5 protein-coding genes are annotated in these 3,996 nt (G+C 69.1%); 3 read left to right on the top strand and 2 right to left on the bottom strand.

From position 1 onward, the window contains the following. The 3 genes from GTP90_RS35030 to GTP90_RS35040 all read left to right on the top strand — a co-directional run. Window positions 1-448 (top strand): response regulator (locus tag GTP90_RS35030; protein ID WP_161087831.1); only part of this gene is annotated, 448 nt, incomplete at its 5' end. Window positions 449-516: 68 nt separating this feature from the next. Then, window positions 517-2,748 carry a putative bifunctional diguanylate cyclase/phosphodiesterase gene (locus GTP90_RS35035; RefSeq protein ID WP_161087832.1) on the top strand — a complete coding sequence of 744 codons (2,232 nt, stop codon included), beginning with the start codon at window positions 517-519 and terminating at the stop codon, window positions 2,746-2,748. 109 nt (window positions 2,749-2,857) lie between these two features. After that, a complete protein-coding gene (locus GTP90_RS35040) occupies window positions 2,858-3,262 on the top strand; it encodes a bacteriohemerythrin (protein WP_161087833.1) in 405 nt (134 codons plus the stop codon). Window positions 3,263-3,281: 19 nt separating this feature from the next. Here the strand turns inward: GTP90_RS35040 and GTP90_RS35045 are convergent, their stop codons facing one another. Both GTP90_RS35045 and GTP90_RS35050 read right to left on the bottom strand, forming a co-directional pair. Beyond that, window positions 3,282-3,746, bottom strand: coding sequence for a DUF4405 domain-containing protein (locus GTP90_RS35045; RefSeq protein WP_161087834.1), 465 nt, complete (start codon window positions 3,744-3,746; stop codon window positions 3,282-3,284). Between the two features lie 3 nt (window positions 3,747-3,749). Then, the coding region (locus GTP90_RS35050) for an FAD:protein FMN transferase (protein ID WP_175048353.1) at window positions 3,750-3,996 on the bottom strand (247 nt) is incomplete at its 5' end.

Genomic DNA, 3,996 nt, shown 5'->3' on the forward strand with positions numbered 1-3,996 from the left:
CGCACCGGCCGCGCCCGCCGCGCCGCCGGCCGAGGTGAGCATGTCGCAGCGCCGCATCCTGGTGGTGGAGGACAACGAGATGAACCGGCAGCTGGCGCGCGTGCTGCTGGCCCGCCAGGGCTGGCAGGTGGACGAGGCGCCGGACGGCCAGCAGGCGCTCGACGCGCTGGCCGCGCGCCGCTACGACCTGGTGCTGATGGATTGCATGATGCCGGTGTTGGATGGCTACGCCGCCTGCCGCCGCTGGCGCGCGCGCGAGGCGGCCGAGGGCCTGGCCCGCACGCCGGTGGTGGCGCTGACGGCCAGCGTGATCGAAGGCGACCGCGAACGCTGCGTCGCGGCCGGCATGGACGATTACCTGAGCAAGCCGTTCAGCGCGGCCCAGTTCCACGCCATGGTGATGCGCTGGGGCGGCGCCGGCGCGCCGGACGGCGTCGCTGAAAATTGATATGCATCAAATCTTTTATTGATTTGGATCAGTATCCTTGTGGAAACTATCCTGTATCGAGGCTACTCATGACCCACCACCAGAGACCACGAGCCACGTCACGCGCGGACGGCGCGCGTTGCGATTTTTCCTGCATCACGACGGATGGGGCGTTGTCGGCGGCGTTGCGGCCGGCGTCGCCGGGGCCGGACGGGGGCTGCCTGGACGCCGCCTGCGCCGTGTTCGACGCGCTGCACCAACAGATCGCCGTGCTGGCCAGCGATGGTGCGGTGCTGGCCGTCAACGCCGCCTGGCGCCAGAGCGGCCAGGTGCGGCCGCTGCCGGGGCAGGCGATGCTGACGCCGGGCATCGGCGGCGACTACCTGGCCGCCTGCCGCGAGGCCGAGGGCTTGGAGGAGGACGGCGGCATCAAGGCCGAGGCCGGCGTGGGCGCGGTGCTGGCCGGGCGCAGCCGCCAATTCCAGATGGAGTACCCCAGCCATACGGCGCAGCGGCAGCGCTGGTTCCGCATGACGGTGTCGCCGATGGCGCACAACTGGCAGGGCGCGCTGGTGGTGCACGAGGACATCACCGAGCGCCACCTGGCCGACGCCGACCTGCGCATCGCCGCCATCGCCTTCGAGTCGTCCGAGGGCCTGATGGTGACCGACAGCCGCGGCGTGATCCTCAAGGTCAACCGGGCCTTCACCCGCATCACCGGCTACACGGTGGCGGAGGCGGTGGGCCGCACGCCGCGCATGCTCAGCTCGGGCCGCCACGATGCCGACTTTTACAAGGCCATGTGGGCCACGATCGCCGAGCAAGGCAGCTGGGCCGGCGAGATCTGGAACCGCCGCAAGAACGGCGAGGTCTATCCCGAGCACCTGAGCATCGCGGCGGTGCGCGACCAGGAGGGCCACGTCAGCAACTACGTGGCGGGGCTGAGCGACATCACGCTGAGCAAGGCCGCCAGCGACGCCATCCGCACGCTGGCGTTCTACGATCCGCTGACCCGCCTGCCCAACCGCCGCATGCTGCTCGAGCGCCTGCGCCAGGTGCTGGATGCGAGCAAGCTGCACGACCGCTACGGCGCCCTGATGTTCATCGACCTCGACAATTTCAAGACGCTCAACGACACGCTGGGCCACAACATTGGCGACCTGCTGCTGCAACAGGTGGGCGCGCGCCTGCAGGCCTGCCTGCGCCAGGGCGACACGGTGGCGCGCCTGGGCGGCGACGAATTCGTGGTGCTGCTGGAGGGCCTGGGTTGCGACGAGCCGGGCGCGATCGCGCACGCCGAGGCGGTGGGCGCGAAGATCCTGGGCGACCTGAACCGGCCCTACACGCTGGGCGCGCACCAGTGCCACAGCACGCCGAGCATGGGCGTGACGCTGTTCCACGACGGCTGGCCGGCGCAACCGGAGGAGTTGCTGATGCAGGCCGACATCGCCATGTACCAGGCCAAGCAGACCGGCCGCAACGGCCTGCGCTTCTTTGACCAGAAAATGCAGGACAGCATCAGCAGCCGGGCGCGGCTGGAGGAAGCGCTGCGCCACGCTGTCGTCGAGCATCAGTTCGAGCTGTACTACCAGGTCCAGGTGAACGGGATGGGCAAGCCGATCGGCGCCGAGGCGCTGATCCGCTGGCGCCTGGCCGACCGCAGCTTCATGGCGCCGGACAGCTTCATCCCGGTGGCCGAGGAGACCGGCCTGATCGTGCCGATCGGCCAGTGGGTGATCGACACGGCCTGCGCCCAGCTGCGCCAGTGGCGCAACGAGCCGGCCATGGCGCACCTGGTGATGGCGGTCAACGTCAGCGCCGCCCAGTTCCACCAGCGCGATTTCTGCGAGCAGGTGCGGGCCGCGCTGGAGCGCCACGGCATCGACCCGGCGCTGCTCAAGCTGGAGCTGACCGAGGGCATGCTGCTGGAGAATATCGAGGAAACCATCAACATCATGCAGCAGCTGCGCCACCTGGGCGTGCGCTTCTCGCTGGACGATTTCGGCACCGGCTACTCGTCGCTGCAGTACCTGAAGCGCTTGCCGCTGAGCCAGCTGAAGATCGACCGCTCCTTCGTGCGCGACCTGGCCAGCGACAGCAGCGACCAGGCCATCGTGCTGACCATCATCGCCATTTCCCGCAGCCTGGGCCTGGACGTCATCGCCGAGGGGGTGGAGACCGCCGAGCAGGCGGCGCTGCTGGAGCAGTCGGGCTGCCACCGCTACCAGGGCTACCTGTACGGGCGGCCGCTGCCCGCCGACCAGTTCCGCGTGTGGCTGGCCAAGTGCGCCGGCGTGGAGGAACGCGCCGCGGTCGAGTGAGGGCAGCCCCGGATTATTTGATCTGCATCATGGATTTGGCCGCGCCAACCGCCCATAGTCATGGTTGGCGGCGCAGCCTGCGCCGGCGCGAACCACAAAGAGGCATATCATGGAAGAAACCGGCTGGACCCCGGACATGGCGCTGGGCATACCGCTGTTCGACGAGGCGCACGAGGCGCTGGCCGAGCAGATCAAGACGCTCATGCACAGCAAGGATGAAGACTTCGCCGCCGGGCTGGAGCAACTGGTGGACTGCCTGGAGGCCGACTTCCGCCACGAGGAAACGCTGATGGAGGCGATCGACTATCCCGCGCTGCACAGCCACCGCGAACAGCACGCGCGCGTGCTGAGCAAGCTGAATCAACTGGACCTGGACGACCTGAAAAACTGCCGCAGCACCGTCGGCCTGGTGCTGCCGTGGTTCCATGCCCACTTGGCCACGGCCGACACGGCGCTGGCCATCGCGCTGCAGATGAGCGGCCTCAATCTGGACGACGCGGCCAAGGCCAACTGACGGCTGGTCCTGGAGGCGCTCAGGGCCGGTGCACGGCGCGGCGGCCCAGCACCACGTGCAGCACGAACAGCAGCGCGGCGGCCAGGCCGATGGCCCAGTGGATCGCCGACCACACGGGGCGGTCGCTTTCGCCCGCGAGATAGTACAGGCCGAAGCCGCTGGCGGTCAGCAGCGCCATCGCGCCTATCATGCCCCATCCGGTCGCCAGGTTGCGGCCCGCCTTGAGCGCGCGGCGGATGTGCGCGTTCATCAGGCTGCCGATGAAGAACAGCATCGCCATCGCGGCGGCGCCATGCAGCTTCATCGACCACGGTTCCAATGGATTGACGGTTTCGCCGAATTGTCCGACAGGGCGGAAGAAGTAGCGCGCCAGCAGCCAGGCGGCGCCGCTCAGCAGCAGCGCGGCGAAACTGGCGTAGATGCAGCGGCGGTGCCAGCGCTCGACGCGCAGGTTGACGTGGGGACGGTGACGGTGTGTATGCATCGGCTAGATTATAAACGCTGCGGCATGCAATCCGGCCAGCGCGGGGTGGCGGGCGTCGCCGCTGGCCAGCACCACCTTGGTCAGCGCGTCGGCGATGTCGCAGCGCGGCGCCCGCACCGACACGCTGGCGGGCGTCACCAGCGGCTCGCCGCTGCGGCCGTCGACCAGCGCGCTCACTTGGCGGCCGCCGTGGCGGCGCGCGGAAAAATACGAGGCCGATGTCGCCAGCGCCTCGTTGCGCAGCACCAGC

Source organism: Duganella vulcania (assembly GCF_009857655.1).
GTDB classification, from domain to species: Bacteria; Pseudomonadota; Gammaproteobacteria; order Burkholderiales; family Burkholderiaceae_D; genus Rugamonas; species Rugamonas vulcania.

What these genes read in the sequence shown, in the direction of transcription:
- GTP90_RS35035 (WP_161087832.1), top strand. Translation starts at nt 517, where the DNA reads ATGACCCACCACCAGAGACCACGAGCCACGTCACGCGCGGACGGCGCG.
- GTP90_RS35040 (WP_161087833.1), top strand. Translation starts at nt 2,858, where the DNA reads ATGGAAGAAACCGGCTGGACCCCGGACATGGCGCTGGGCATACCGCTG.
- GTP90_RS35045 (WP_161087834.1), bottom strand. Translation starts at nt 3,746, where the DNA reads ATGCATACACACCGTCACCGTCCCCACGTCAACCTGCGCGTCGAGCGC.